Source organism: Methylorubrum sp. GM97, from assembly GCF_024347855.1.
In the GTDB taxonomy this organism is placed as follows: Bacteria; Pseudomonadota; Alphaproteobacteria; order Rhizobiales; family Beijerinckiaceae; genus Methylobacterium; species Methylobacterium extorquens.
In genome coordinates this window covers 3,599,013-3,612,218 of record NZ_AP025942.1, presented here as the reverse complement: position 1 = coordinate 3,612,218, position 13,206 = coordinate 3,599,013, and the positions used below count along the sequence as shown (strand labels likewise).

11 protein-coding genes and 2 pseudogenes are annotated in these 13,206 nt (G+C 70.8%); 7 read left to right on the top strand and 6 right to left on the bottom strand.

Going from position 1 to position 13,206, the window contains the following annotated elements:
* From MSPGM_RS16780 to MSPGM_RS16770, 3 genes are read left to right on the top strand one after another with little or no spacing between them, the layout of a single operon-like run.
* A complete protein-coding gene (locus tag MSPGM_RS16780; RefSeq protein ID WP_003607123.1) occupies positions 1-1,749 on the top strand; it encodes a fumarate reductase/succinate dehydrogenase flavoprotein subunit in 1,749 nt (582 codons plus the stop codon).
* 14 nt (positions 1,750-1,763) lie between these two features.
* Positions 1,764-1,997, top strand: coding sequence for a ferredoxin family protein (locus MSPGM_RS16775; protein WP_003607122.1), 234 nt, complete (start codon positions 1,764-1,766; stop codon positions 1,995-1,997).
* Positions 1,998-2,002: 5 nt separating this feature from the next.
* On the top strand, positions 2,003-2,974 hold the full coding sequence (locus MSPGM_RS16770; protein WP_043766307.1) for a HEAT repeat domain-containing protein: 972 nt from the start codon (positions 2,003-2,005) through the stop codon (positions 2,972-2,974).
* 179 nt (positions 2,975-3,153) lie between these two features.
* Here the strand turns inward: MSPGM_RS16770 and MSPGM_RS16765 are convergent, their stop codons facing one another.
* A complete protein-coding gene (locus MSPGM_RS16765) occupies positions 3,154-3,918 on the bottom strand; it encodes a Crp/Fnr family transcriptional regulator (protein ID WP_003604995.1) in 765 nt (254 codons plus the stop codon).
* Positions 3,919-4,254: 336 nt separating this feature from the next.
* Here MSPGM_RS16765 and MSPGM_RS16760 point away from each other — a divergent pair, with 336 nt between their 5' ends.
* The 4 genes and pseudogenes from MSPGM_RS16760 to MSPGM_RS16745 all read left to right on the top strand — a co-directional run bounded on the left by MSPGM_RS16760 (position 4,255) and on the right by MSPGM_RS16745 (position 8,087).
* Complete coding sequence (locus MSPGM_RS16760; protein WP_003604996.1) at positions 4,255-5,697, top strand: ABC transporter substrate-binding protein; 1,443 nt, start codon at positions 4,255-4,257, stop codon at positions 5,695-5,697.
* Positions 5,694-6,548, top strand: a pseudogene (locus MSPGM_RS16755) (ABC transporter permease); the annotation flags it as partial. The gene MSPGM_RS16760 and the pseudogene MSPGM_RS16755, both read left to right, overlap by 4 nt.
* Before the next feature lie 4 nt (positions 6,549-6,552).
* Complete coding sequence (locus MSPGM_RS16750; protein WP_003604998.1) at positions 6,553-7,434, top strand: ABC transporter ATP-binding protein; 882 nt, start codon at positions 6,553-6,555, stop codon at positions 7,432-7,434.
* Complete coding sequence (locus MSPGM_RS16745) at positions 7,431-8,087, top strand: 2-hydroxychromene-2-carboxylate isomerase (RefSeq protein WP_003604999.1); 657 nt, start codon at positions 7,431-7,433, stop codon at positions 8,085-8,087. Before MSPGM_RS16750 ends, MSPGM_RS16745 begins: the two co-directional genes overlap by 4 nt.
* Here the strand turns inward: MSPGM_RS16745 and MSPGM_RS16740 are convergent.
* The 5 genes and pseudogenes from MSPGM_RS16740 to soxC form a co-directional block, all read right to left on the bottom strand.
* The gene (locus tag MSPGM_RS16740) at positions 8,003-9,412 is read right to left on the bottom strand and encodes a nucleobase:cation symporter-2 family protein (protein WP_003605000.1); all 1,410 of its coding nucleotides are present in this window, start codon (positions 9,410-9,412) and stop codon (positions 8,003-8,005) included. The two genes, MSPGM_RS16745 and MSPGM_RS16740, sit on opposite strands and share 85 nt — an antisense overlap.
* Positions 9,409-10,455 (bottom strand): LLM class flavin-dependent oxidoreductase, encoded by a 1,047-nt coding sequence (locus tag MSPGM_RS16735; RefSeq protein WP_003605001.1) that lies wholly within the window; start codon positions 10,453-10,455, stop codon positions 9,409-9,411. The genes MSPGM_RS16740 and MSPGM_RS16735 overlap by 4 nt, the downstream gene beginning before the upstream one ends.
* Before the next feature lie 5 nt (positions 10,456-10,460).
* Positions 10,461-11,429 carry an aliphatic sulfonate ABC transporter substrate-binding protein gene (locus MSPGM_RS16730; protein ID WP_003605002.1) on the bottom strand — a complete coding sequence of 323 codons (969 nt, stop codon included), beginning with the start codon at positions 11,427-11,429 and terminating at the stop codon, positions 10,461-10,463.
* Positions 11,426-11,997, bottom strand: a pseudogene (locus MSPGM_RS16725) (c-type cytochrome). Before MSPGM_RS16725 ends, MSPGM_RS16730 begins: the two are co-directional and overlap by 4 nt.
* Positions 11,987-13,195 (bottom strand): sulfite dehydrogenase, encoded by a 1,209-nt coding sequence (soxC, locus tag MSPGM_RS16720; protein ID WP_003606824.1) that lies wholly within the window; start codon positions 13,193-13,195, stop codon positions 11,987-11,989. The pseudogene MSPGM_RS16725 and the gene soxC overlap by 11 nt, the downstream one beginning before the upstream one ends.
* Positions 13,196-13,206: the final 11 nt, after the last annotated feature.

The window sequence follows — 13,206 nt, the reverse complement described above, 5'->3', positions numbered from 1 at the left end:
ATGAGTGCAGCGCAAGACGCGATTCAGGACGCGACCTCGGAGGTCGCCTGCGACGTGCTGGTGATCGGCGGCGGCACCGCCGGGCCGATGGCGGCGCTGAAGGCCAAGCTGCGCAACCCGGCGGCCCGGGTGATCCTGCTGGAGAAAGCCAACGTCAAGCGCTCGGGCGCGATCAGCATGGGCATGGACGGGCTCAACAACGCCGTCATCCCCGGCTACGCCACGCCGGAGCAGTACACCAAGGAAATCACCATCGCGAACGACGGCATCTGCGATCAGGCGCCGGTCTACAAATATGCCGAAAACTGCTTCGAGATCATCCAGGAACTCGACCGCTTCGGCATCCGCTTCCAGCGCGACGGCAACGGCGATTACGACGTCAAGAAGGTGCATCATCTCGGCACCTACGTGCTGCCGATGCCCAACGGCGACACCGTCAAGAAGGCGCTCTACCGGCAATTGCGCAAGGCGCAGGTGCTGATCTCGAACCGCTTCATGGCGACCCGGCTTCTCAACGCGCCCGACGGCGCGGTGGCCGGGGCGGTGGCGGTCAACACCCGCACCGCCGAGTTCCTGGTGATCCGCGCCAAGGCGGTGATCCTCTGCCTCGGGGCGGCCGGGCGGCTCGGCCTGCCGCATTCGGGCTATCTGTGGGGCACCTACGAGAACGCCGCCAATTCCGGCGACGGCTACTCGATGGCCTACCACGCGGGGGCCGGGCTCGCGAACCTCGAATGCTTTCAGATTAACCCGCTGATCAAGGACTATAACGGCCCCGCCTGCGCCTACGTCGCCGGGCCGTTCGGCGCCTACACCGCCAACAGCGAGGGCAACCGCTTCATCGAGTGCGACTACTGGTCGGGCCAGATGATGCAGGAATTCTACAACGAACTCTCGAGCGGCAAGGGCCCGGTCTTCCTCAAGCTCGACCATCTCCACGCCGACACGGTCTCGGAAATCGAGACGATCCTGCACAAGGTCGAGCGGCCCTCGCGCGGGCGCTTCCACGAGAACCGCGGCACCGATTACCGCCACCGCATGGTCGAGATGCACATCTCGGAGGTGGGTTTCTGCTCCGGCCACAGCGCATCGGGCGTGTTCGTGGACGAATTCGCCCGCACCACCGTGCCGGGCCTGTATTCGGCCGGCGACATGGCCAACGTCCCCCACAACTACATGCTCGGCGCCTTCACCAACGGGGCGGTGGCGGGCGAGCACGCCATCGACCACGCGAGCGCGATCGACCTGCCTGAGATCGATGCCGAAGCGGTGGCGCGCGAGCGCGAGCGGGTGCTGGCGCCGACGCGGCGCGCGGACGGCATTCCCCCGAACCAGATCGAGTACAAGACCCGCCGCTTCGTCAACGATTACCTGCAGCCGCCCAAGGTCACGGCGAAGATGGAGATCGGGCAGCGGCGCTTTGCCGAGATCCGCGAGGATCTGGAGACGCGGATGGTCGCCCGCGACAGTCACGAACTGATGCGGGCGCTGGAGGCGTCCTCGATCCTCGACTGCGCCGAGATGGCCGCCCACGCCTCGCTCTACCGCACTGAGAGCCGCTGGGGCCTCTACCACAACCGCACCGACTGCCCTGAGAAGAACGACGCGGAGTGGTTCTGCCACACGATCCTGCGGAAGGTGGAGGGCCGCATGGTCAGCGAGAAGCGGCCGATCACGCCGTACATCGTGCCGATCGAGGCGGACGAGCGCGGCGCCTACGACCGCCAGCGTGTCCGCAAGCAGGCTTGAGCCCGGAGACATCCATGCCCCTCGCCCACCAGCCCAGCGCGGTCCCGGTCACCGTGGACCCGGAAAAATGCATCGCCGACAAGGGCTGCACGGTCTGCGTCGATGTCTGCCCCCTCGACGTGCTGCGGATCAGCGACCTCACCGGCAAGGCCCACATGAAGTACGACGAGTGCTGGTACTGCATGCCCTGCGAGACCGACTGCCCGACCGGCGCCGTCACCGTCCAGATTCCCTACCTGCTGCGGTGAGCCCGATGCCCATCACCGATCCGTTCGAGGATTTCGGCGACGTCGCCGAGCTCGCCCGCGGCCTCGACGATGCCGACCCGGCGGTGCGCCGCGTCGCGGTCCTCGCGCTCGCCGAGACCGCCGATCCGGACGCCGTGCCCCCGCTCGCCCGAGCCGCCGCCGACCCCGATCCGGACGTGCGGCGGCAGGCGGCCCTCTCGCTCGGCGGCTTCGACGGCCCCGAGACGGCGGCGGCGCTGGCGGGCGCGCTCACCGATCCCGACCGTTCGGTCGCGACAGCGGCGGCCGAGAGCCTGACGGAGTTGAAGGATGCCCGCGCCGGCGATCCGCTGCTGCCGCTCGCCGGGCACGGCGATGCCTTCGTGCGGGCGGCGGCCCTGCGGGCGCTGCGGGGGCTGAGGCTGCCCGCCGCGCTCGGGCCCGCGGTTGCGGCGCTCGGCGATCCGGAGCCGGCGGTGCGGGCGCAGGGCGTGGGTGTCATCGCCTACCTGAAGCGGGAGGAGGCGCTGCCCTCGCTCATCGCCGCGACCCGCGACGCGGATGCCGAGGTGCGCCGCGCCGCGGTCGGTGGCCTCGCCTTCGCCCGCCACGGCAGCGCCGTCGAGGCGATCGCAGCCGCCTTGCACGACGCCGAGTGGAGCGTGCGCGAGACCGCCGCCGAGGCCCTCGGACGGGCCGGGACGGCCGAAGGGGCCGAAGCGAGCGGCGAGGTGCTGATCGCGGCGCTCGGGGACGCCACGTGGCAGGTTCGCCAGAAGGCCCTGCGCAGCCTCGGGCGGCTCAAGCTCCACCGCGCCGTGCCGACGGTGCTCGCGGCGTTGTCCGAGGAGATGGCGTCCCTGCGCAAGGAGGCGGCCGCCGCGCTCGGCGAGATCGCCGACCCGGCCGCGCAAGCGGGGCTGGAGGGCGTCGCGAACGATCCCGATCCAGACGTGCGCAAGACCGCGCGCTGGGCGCTGGCGCGGCTGGCGGCGTAGAGAGCGCCTCGCTCCGGTCGCAGGGCCGGAGCCGGGCTCATACCAAATCCGTTTGATCCCTTCGGGATGGCGGATTTGGGCTTCGGTGGGATCCCATCGCGCTGGCGCGATGGGTGCCCTCCTCAAGCGCCGCGCGGGCTGACCGATACGGTTCCCGCTTTGATCAAGCGGAAACCGTATCACCCCTCGGTCAGGACGATCTCCTGCAGCCGCCCGGGCCGTACCAGGCGGATATGCGTCGCATCGACGGACACGATGCCCTCGCGCTGGAACCGCTTGAGCATCATCGTCACCCATTGCCGGGTCGAGCCGACGAGGGCGGCAAGTTCGTCGTGGGTGATGCGGCGGCGGATGATCACCGAGCCGTTCTCAGGGGTCCCGTAGAGCTCGCCGAGATTGAGGAGAAGCTGGGCCAACCGCTCGATCACCGAGCGTGTGCCGAGCATCTGCGCCATGGCGGTGTAGCAGCGCCCCTTGGCCTCCAGCGCGGCGATGAGGCAGAGCGCGAAGCCCGGCATCTGGCGGATCAGCCCGCGCAGGGTCGCGCTCGACAGCACGGTGACGCGCACCGGCTCGATCGCCACGCCCGACCATTGATGGCAGCCGCCGCCATAGATGCTCGGGCCGCCGATGAAGTGGCCCGGCGTCCAGTAGGCCAGCGTCACCTGCCGGCCCGACGGCCCCGAATAGAACACCCGGACCCGCCCCTCCTCGATCAGGAAGATGCCCTCGTGCGGCGCCCCTTGGGTGAAGACGCTCTCGCCGGGCGCGAGGCTCACCGTGCGGCCGGCGGCGCGCACCCGGGCGCTCTCGGCAGGGGTGAGCCCGTCGAGGAAGCCCGCCCCGTCGTCGAGCCCCTCGACCGTCTCGCTGAGGAACAGCGCACTGGCGATCAGGGGCGCCGGACGGCGGGGTTCGGACAGGGCGAGCGGTGCCGACGACATGGGAACCTCGGGAACATGGGAGCCTCGGGAAAACGTTCGGGTGCGAGGCCCTGAGCATGACCCATCTCCCGCTCTCGATTATCGGCGCGGCCTGCTTGAGAGCAATTCCAAATCGGGCTGTCGACAGAACACATTCTTCTCCTACGAAACATTTCGTTAGAAGAGATTTTCTACGGCTTAAGAACAGTTGCGCATCGATCCAGAAACTCGACTTTCCAACGAAATTAATTGCTCGCCGCAACGGCTGTCCGAACGGCACATCCACGAGGTCGCCGCCCTCGCGAGCGGCCGACGCACTCGCCTCGACGGACCTGCCTCGCCTCACGGAGCCTCACGGTGACACAGCACATCCCGCTCACCCGCCGCCTCGCAGCGCTCCTCCTGACGGCCACGGTGCTCGGCGCGGCGGGCTCCGGGGCAGCCCGGGCCGAGACGATCCGGGTCGCCGTCGGCACGCAGGACACCACGATCAATTGCGCCACCGGCGGCCTGCTGATCCGCGAGTTGAAGCTCCTAGAAAAGTTCCTGCCCCGCGACGGGCGCTACAAGGACGCGACCTACGACATCCAGTGGCGCAACTTCACCAGCGGCGCGCCGCTGACCAACGAGATGGTGGCGGGCAAGCTCGATCTCGGGGCGATGGCCGATTTCCCCGGCTCGCTCAACGGCTACGCCTTCGCCAAGGCCGGGCGCCGCTCGCTGTTCATCTCGGTGCTCTCGGGCAGCCTGCACGGCAGCGGCAACGGCGTCGTCGTGCCAAAGGAATCCCCGGTGCAGTCGTTCGCCGAACTCAAGGGCAAGACGATCTCGGTGCCGTTCGCCTCGACCGCGCACGGGCTGCTCTTGCGGGCGGTGAAGGCGCAGGGATGGGAGCCGGGCCGCGACGTCACCATCATCACCCAGGCCCCGGAGGTGGCGGGCGCCGCACTTCTCGCCAACAAGATCGAGGCGCATGCCGACTTCGTGCCCTTCGCCGAGCTGTTCCCCTGGCGCGGCTTCGCCCGCAAGATCTACGACGGCGCCCAGGCCGACGCCCCGACCTTCCACGGCGCGCTCGCCGATGCCGACTATGCCGAGAAGTACCCGGAGATCGTCACCGCCTACCTCCGCGCGGCGATCGAGGCGGACCGGCTGATCGCCGCCGAGCCGGAAAAGTATTCCGAACTCATCGAGCGGGTGACGGGGATCGAGGCGGAGGTCGCCTACCTGTTCCACGGACCGCTCGGCCTTCAGACCCGCGACGTGACCTGGAAGCCGGCGTACCGGCAGGCGGTGAAGACCTCCTTTGAGACGCTCAAGCTGCTGAAGAAGGCCGATTCCGACATCGACCTCGACCGCTTCGTCGATGACCGTTTCATCCGCGGCGCGGCGGCGCAGGCCGGTCTCGACTACGAAACGCGGCTCAGGGACGAGGCGCCACTGCCGCTCGCCGCGCAGGACAGCGCAACGGGGAAGCCGATCACCGATCCGTCCCGCGTGGCGCAACTCTGGATCCGCGGCGAGGACAAGGTCCGCCCGTACGTCTCGCCGGAAGCGGCGTTCGCGGCGCTCGCCGAACTGGAAGGCCAGGGGCGCGAGGCCCGCGCCGTCTACGCCCAGGATCGGGGCAACGGGATCAAGCTGTTCGCCACCCAGGCCTGGTACGTGCGCGACGCGCAAGGGCATCTGAGCGCCTTCCTGCTCAAGGGCGACGCGCAGGCCCACGCCGCGGCGAAAGGGGGCGACGTGCTCGATTTCGCCGCCGCGCGGAGCGGCCACGCGCGGCTCTCGGCTCGATGAGCCCGTCGGTGAGCGCCTCAGGAATCGAGACGGCCGCCCCGGTCCGCGCGCCGCGCGTGCGGCCGGTCCGGTTTGCGCGACCATCCACGCTCAGGCGCTTGGCGCTGCGCGGCCTCGCCCTGGCCCTGAGCCTGCTGGCGTGGCATCTCGCGGCGAGCAGCCGGCTCGATCTCGGCTTCGTCACCTTCCGCAACGTACCGACCCCAGCGGCCGCCGCGCAGGCGGCCTGGGCGCTGGTCCACGCCCCCGCGCTGCCGACCCATCTGGGCGCCAGCCTCGCGCGGGTGCTGTCGGGCTTCCTCGCCGCTTTGGGCGTGGGTGTCGCCCTCGGCCTCGCCATCGGCCGGTCACGGCTCGCCCGCGACCTGCTGCTGCCGCCGCTCGAAGTGCTGCGCCCGATCCCGGCGGTGGCCTGGATCCCGTTGGCGATCCTGATGTTCCCGTCCTCCGAGGTCTCGATGGCCTTCATCACCTTCACGGGCGCGCTGTTCCCGATCCTGCTCAACACCGTGCACGGGGTGGAATCGGTGCATCCCCGGCTTGTCGCCGCCGCCCGCAGCCTCGGCGCGGGCGATGCCGCGATCCTGCGCGAGGTGATCCTGCCGGGCGCCGCGCCCAGCATCGTGACGGGGGCGGCGATCGGGATGGGCACGGCGTGGTTCTGCCTCGTGACTGCCGAGATGATCTCCGGCCAGTACGGGATCGGCTACTTCACCTGGGAATCCTATACGCTGCAGAACTACGACGACATCGTCGTCGGCATGCTGTTGATCGGCCTCCTCGGGATGGGATCGAGCCTCGTCGTCCGCTGGCTCGGCGACCGGGCGACGCCCTGGGTCGGCGCGGGGGGCAGCGATGAGCGCGGGAGTGGCACCGGTCCAGGCCGGCCCTCTCACCGGCACCGATCCTCTTGCCGACACCGATCCCTTTGCCGACGGTCACGTCGCCATCCGGGACGGGGCGATCCGGCTCGGTCGGGGCGATGCGGCGTTCGACGTGGTCGAGAACATCAGCCTCGACATCCCAGGCCGCCAGTTCGTCTGCATCCTCGGGCCCTCGGGCTGCGGGAAATCGACCCTGCTCGGGGCCGTTGCCGGGCACCTCGCCCTGTCACGCGGCAGCGTCAGCCTCGACGGGCGGGCGATCGCCGGGCCGCATCCCGACCGCGGCATCGTCTTCCAGCAGCACACCCTGTTCCCCTGGCTCAGCGTGATCGACAACGTTGCCTTCGGCCTGAAGATGAAGGGCGTCGGCCGCAGCGAGCGCCGGGAACGGGCCCGGGCGCTGCTGGCGCAGGTCGGGCTCTCCGACTTCGCCGAGCGCTATCCGGCCGAATTGTCGGGGGGCATGCAGCAGCGGGTGGAGATCGCCCGTGCGCTGATCAACCGGCCTCGGGTCCTGCTGATGGACGAGCCGTTCGGAGCACTCGACGCGCAGACGCGGCTGACGATGCAGGAACTGCTCCTCGACATCTGGGCCCGGCACCGCACCACGATCCTGTTCGTCACGCACGACATCGACGAGGCCCTGTTCCTGGCGGATCGGCTCGTCGTGATGACGCCGCGGCCGGGACGCATCCTCGACGACATTCCCCTCGATTTCGGGCGCCCGCGGGACCGCGGCCTGATCACCGATCCGCGCTTCACGGCGATCAAGCAGCGCTGCCTCGCGCTCCTTCACAGCGATCCCGGCCATGTGCCGCTCGCCCGCTTGAGCCCGATCGGAGTTCCGGCATGACCTCGAACGCCCCCTCGTCGCCGACCATCACGTACTATTTCAGCTTCCTCTCGCTGTGGTCCTATGTCGGCAGTCGCGCCTTCCGCGATCTCGCCGAACGGAACGGCGCGCGGATCGTCTACAAGCCGGTCGATCTGATGGCGGTCTTCGCCGCCGGTGGCGGCAAGCCCGTCAAGGAGAGGCCCCTGCAGCGGCAGGCCTACCGCCTCGTCGAGATGCAGCGCTGGCGCCGCATCCGCGGCATCCCGCTGGTGCTGCACCCGAAATTCTACCCGGCCGACCCTTCCCTCGCCCACCGGGTCCTGCTGGCCGCCCTCGACGAGGGCAGCGCGGTCGCCGACTTCGTCCATGCCGGCCTCAGCGCCGTCTGGGCGGACGAACGCGACATCGCCGATCCCGGCACGATCGTCCGGCTCGCCGATGCGGCCGGGCTCGACGGGAAACGCCTGCTCGCCCGAGCCGACGAGCCGGCGTTCCGCGAGGCCGAGGCGGCTCTGACCCGCGAGGCGATCGGACGGCAGGTGTTCGGGGCGCCGTTCTATTTCTACCGCGACGAGCCGTTCTGGGGTCAGGACCGGCTCGACCTGCTGGAGGCAGCGATCTCGGGCTCGGACGCGCCGATCCCTCTGCCGGACCTCTCCGCTTCCGGCTGAGCCCGGCTCTGCCCGAGCAGGGCGTTGAGCAGGATGGCCGCGATCGCGGTGAGCAGGATCGGATCCTTGACGATCGGCCCGAACGCGTCGGGCACGGCGCGGAAGAAGAGAGGCTGCACGATCGGGATCAGGCCGATCCCCAACGAGGCGGCGATGATCAGCGCGTCGCGACTGCCCGCCCGAGCGTAATCGACCTGAGCCAGGATGCGGATGCCGGTCGCCGCCACCATGCCGAACATCACCAGCGCCGCCCCGCCGAGCACCGGCTGCGGGATCGAGGCCGCGAGATAGGCGACCTTGGGCACGAGGCCCAGCACCAGCATGATCCCGCCGGCGGCCGCGCAGACCCAGCGGCTGTGCACGCCGGTGAGTCCGACGAGGCCGACATTCTGCGAATAGGACAGGTAGGGAAACGTGTTGAGCAGGCCGCCGATCAGCGTGCCGAGCGCGTCGGCGCGCAGGCCCCGGCGGATGTCCTCGGTCCCGACCTGGCGCCCGGTCATGACGCCGAGCGCCAGGAACATCCCGGTCGCCTCGATGAAGACGATCGTCATCACGAGGCACAGGATCAGGCAGGGCACGAGGTGGAAGGTCGGCAGCCCGAACTGCAGGGGCAGCACCACCCGCAGCCACGGTTCGGCGCCCAGGCCCTCGAAGCTCGTCCAGCCGAGTGCCAGGGTGACGGCGTATCCGAGCCCGATCCCGAGGAGCACGGCGACGCGGCCGACGAAGCCCGGACCGAACCGGGCGATGAGCAGGGTCGCGGCGAGCACGCCCGCCGCCACCGCGACCGTGCCGGGCGCACCGAACTCGGCGCTACCCGCACCCCCGCCTGCCCATCCGACGGCGACGCGGGTGAGTGCGATGCCGATCATCAGGAGGATCGTGCCGGTCACGACCGGCGGGAAGAACCGCATCACCCGGCCGATGAAGGGCGTGACGAGGAGCCCGTAGAGGCCGCCGACGATCACCGCGCCGTAGATGCCGGTGAGCCCGACGCCGGGCATCGCCGCGATGGCAAGCAGCGGCTGGATCGCCACCGCGGTCACGCCCATGATGACGGGAAGCCGGATGCCGAACGGGCCGATGCCCACCGTCTGGATCAGCGTGGCGATGCCGCAGGCGAACAGGTCGGCGTTGATGAGAAGCGCGATCTGGTCCTTCGGCAGCTGCAGCGCCCCGCCGACGATCAGCGGCACGGCGATGGCGTTGGCGTACATGACGAGCACGTGCTGCAAACCGAGCACGAAGAGGCGTGGCGCGGGCGGCACCGCATCGACGCCGTCGCGCGGCGGGCCGCCGGGAAGCGGATCGACCGGCCTCATCCCTTCACTCGCGAAAACACCTGCGCGGCGAAGCGGGCCATCTCCGCCTCGAACGGCTGGAATTGCAGCATGAACAGCTCGATTCCCGCCGCGTGGAAGGCGCGGATGCGCTCGGCCACCCCATCGTAGCTGCCGACGAGACCGGCCGCCGTGCCGCCGTTGGTGCCGACATGGTGCGCGGCCGCCGCATCGGTCTTGGCGAACATCACGCTCGCCGCGTCCGTCCGCGCCCGGGTGTCGGCGCGGATGGCCTCGTCGCGGCGGCTCAAGCTCAGAAGCCGGGCGAATTCGTCCTGCGCCTCGGCCTCCGTCTCACGGGCGATCACGAAGGCCGAGAGCCCGTAGCGCAGACGGCCCTGAGCGGCCGGGCGCCGGGCGACGTCGGCGATGAGATCGGCGACCGCGGCCAGCGGCTGGCCGTTGATGAACCAGACGTCGCCGTGATCGGCCACCAGCGCGCGGGCCGGCTCGGACTCGCCGCCGACATAGATCGTCGGCCGCGCCCGGTAGGTGCCCGCGGGCTTGAGCTGATAGTCCTCGACGCGAAAGTGCCGGCCCTCATGGGTGACGCGCTCGCCCCGCAGCAGCCGGTCCACCAGGGCGATCCACTCGCGGCCATAGGCGTAGCGCTCGTCATGGGCCGGGAACGGCAGGCCGGCCCGCTCGAATTCGGCGCGGTTCCAGGCGTTGACGAGGTTGAGGGCGAAGCGCCCCCGGCTGACCTGCTCGATCTGCAGCGCCATCTTGGCGAGCAACACCGGGTGGTAGAGCCCCGGCTTGATCGCCGCGATGATCTCGATCCGCTCGGTGAGCGCCGCCAGCGCGGCCGAGGCGGTCCAGGCCTCCAGCTGGTCGCGGGTCTCATCGTAGGGGTTCACCGTGTGCTGGGCGACGAGGATGGAATCGTAGCCAAGGCGCTCGGCCTCGAGCACGAGGGCGCGGTTGCGCGCCCAGGAGGCATCGTGCGGCTCGTCCGGATCGTGGCGGGCGGCGCGGGAGCCGTGGACCGGCGCCCAGACGCCGAAGCGGAGCGGGTGGCTCATCGCGCTTACCCGCGTCCTGCCGGCGGCTGCCAGAGCGATACGGCGGTGGCGTCGAGCCGGCGCGGGATCAGCCCGGCCTCGTGGAAGGTGTCGGCGATGGCCTGCTGCTCGGAGAGCGCAGCCCGATCGACCGCCTTGACCGCGTAGGAGCGCCGCTCGTTGACCGTGGCAACCACCGCCGGCGGCAGGTCTCCCCAGATCGGCGCCAGCAGCGCGACGGCCGCCGACGGGTTGGCCTTCACCCATTGTCCCGCCTCGACCAGGGCGGAAAAGACCGTGGCGACGACCTCCGGCTGCTCGGCGGCGAAGCGGTCGTTGACCGTGTAGTAGCGGTTGTAGCTCGACAGGCCGGTGGCGTCGGCCAGCACCCGCACCGGGCGCTTGGCCTGCACGATAGCCAGGAACGGATCCCAGATCGACCACGCCTCGATGCCGCCCCGCTCGAACGCCGCGAGCCCGTCCGCCGCCTCCAGATAGGCCGGGCGGATGTCGGCGAACCGCAGGCCCGCCCGCTTCAGCGCGCCCGCGAGGATGAAGTGGCAGCCCGAGCCCTTGGAGACGCCGACCGTTCGGCCTTTCAGATCCGCGACCGTGCGGATCGGCGACTCGTCCGGCACGACGATCGCCTCGGCCCGCGGCGAACCGGCCTCCATGGCGTAGAAGGTCAGCGGGGCCCCTGCCGATTGGGTGAAGATCGGCACCGCGTCGGCCACATCGGCGTGGAGATCGACCGCGCCGGTGTTCATCGGTTCGAGCACCTTGGTGAACAGGTGCCAGCTCACGCCGAGCCCTCGCGCGCCGAGCCGCTCCTCCAGGGTGCCCCGCGCCTTCAGCACGGTGAGGAGCGTCGAGGAGCGCTGATAACTCAGCTTCACCGTCCGTCCGGCGCGGGCCGGGCCGGAGCGACCGAGGACGAGGCCGGCGGCGAGTGCGGCGCTCGATGAAAGGGCGAAGTGGCGGCGGGTCAGGCTCATCGGGTCTCCGTGTGCGCGGTGGGCCGGGCGGAAGGGTTCGGCGGCGCGATGTCGGGGCGCGGATCGGCGGTGAAGCCGTCGCGGTTCGGCATGGCGACCCTGGGCAGGGAGGCCGCATCGAGGCTCGCCTCCTCCGGCAGCAGGCCGTTGAGGTGCAGCACGTAGGCGCTGACCGCGTAGGTTTCGTCCGGGCTGAGCGATTGCGGCGCGTCGAACGGCATCGCCCGGCGCACGTAGTCGAACAGGGTCGTGGCATAGGGCCAGAAGCTGCCGACCGTGCGCAGGGGTTTTGCGCTCGCGAGGCTGCCCCGGCCGCCGGCCAGCGGCTCGGCGGCGGCCCCCTCGCCGCGGGCGCCGTGGCAGCCGGCGCAGCGCGCGGCGAACAGGGCCGCGCCGTCGCGCACGCTGCCGTGGCCGGGCGGCAGGCCCTGGCCGTCGGGCCGGACATCGATGTCCCAGGCGGCGATGGCCTCAGGGCTCGCCGGGCGGCCGATGCCGAGGGGTCCGCCGCGGCCGGGCCGGCGAGGGTGAGGCTCAGGACGAGCGGGAGAAGCGCCTCAGGCCGCATAGGTCACCGCCCCGTTCGCGCCGAGGCTCCAGCCGAACACCGCGTTGTTGTGGTAAAAGGAGCGGGTGCCGCGCACGGCGACCAAGGCCTCGCGGCTCGGCTGCACATAGCCGGTCTCGTCCCGCGCCCGGCTCAGCAGTTTGTCCGGTCCGCCCTCCCAACGCCACGGCAGGCGGAAGCGGGTGAAGCAGCGCGGCAGCACCGGCCCCTCCAGATGCGCCTCCGCCCAGGAGGCGCCGCCATCGGTCGAGACCTCGACGCCGGCGATGCGCCCGCGCCCGGTCCAGGCGAGGCCCCGGATCTCATGAAAGCCGGGCTCCCGAAGCTGCTGGCCGCCCGACGGCGCGGTGATGACGGACTTGGCCTCCATCACGAAGGTGAATTGCCGCGCCGTGCCGTCCGGCATCAGGTCGGTGTATTTCGAGGTTTCCTCCCGCGTCTGGAACGGCCGGTCGCCGACCTTCAGGCGGCGCAGCCACTTGATGCTGAGGTTGCCCTCCAGCCCCGGCAGGAACAGCCGCAGGGGATAGCCCTGCTCCGGCCGCAGCCGCTCGCCGTTCTGCGCGTAGGCGAGGATCGCCCCGTCGAGCGCGTCGAGGGGGATCGAGCGGGTCATGGCGCAGGCATCCGCCCCCTCCGCCAGGATCCAGGCGGCGCCCGGCTGCACGCCGACCTCGGCGAGCAGGGTCGAGAGTTCGACGCCGGTCCACTCGGCGCAGGAGATCAGGCCGTGGCTGTCCTGCACCGTCCAGTCGGGTTTCGCCCCGAGCCAGGGCGTGTTGCCCGAACATTCGAGGAAATGCAGCCGCGAGACCGCGGGGAAGCGGAGGATGTCGTCCATGGTGAGGATCAGCGGGCGCGCGACGAGGCCGTGCACCACGAGGCGGTGCCGGTCCGGATCGATCGCCGGGATGCCGGCGTGGTGGCGCTCGTAATGCAGGCCGTTGGGCGTGAGGATGCCGTGCAGGCCCTGGAGCGGCGTCACCGTGGCCACCGCCCCGGGAAAGGGCGGCGGCAGCCGGGGATAGCGCGCAAGCGTCTCCCGCGGGCCGGGCCGGCCATAGCCCGGAGCGGTGGCGCCCTGCTCGCGGGTCCAGGGCGGCACGTCGAGGGGGCCTGCCTCCGCCAGGGCTCCGGTGGCGGCGCCCGCCCCGGCAAGCGAGCCGGCCAGGCGTAGGAAGGCGCGGCGGTTTTCCATGACCTCGCCCA